Origin of the sequence: Psychrobacter sp. TB55-MNA-CIBAN-0194 (assembly GCF_040309505.1) — a bacterium.
Taxonomy (GTDB): domain Bacteria; phylum Pseudomonadota; class Gammaproteobacteria; order Pseudomonadales; family Moraxellaceae; genus Psychrobacter; species Psychrobacter fozii.
The window spans coordinates 1-258 of sequence record NZ_JBEOOW010000486.1 but is presented as its reverse complement, the minus strand read 5'-3'; the positions used below and the strand labels follow the sequence as shown (position 1 = coordinate 258).

General features: G+C 42.6%; 1 pseudogene. It reads right to left on the bottom strand.

The window, feature by feature from the left end:
* Window positions 1-258, bottom strand: a pseudogene (locus AAEY75_RS16000) (tRNA (N6-threonylcarbamoyladenosine(37)-N6)-methyltransferase TrmO); the annotation flags it as partial.

The following is a 258-nucleotide window of genomic DNA, read 5'->3' as shown; positions in this document are numbered from 1 at the left end:
CTTATAGCGCATGGTAAAACGCTTATTTAACTCGGTGCGCCGATAGGCAGGACGTGGATCTTGGGCGATTAAGGCTTTGATAGTGTCTAGATCAGCCATTATTAACTGTTTTTGAGTTTTATCAATGACTGCTTTAACTGATGATTGCTTATTTTGAGCATTTTCTACCGCTGCATTTTGCGCACTTTGATTGGCGACAATTTGCAAAAACTGCTCATAAGCCAGCTCGATAATCGTCACATCCAACAAGTGCGGCGC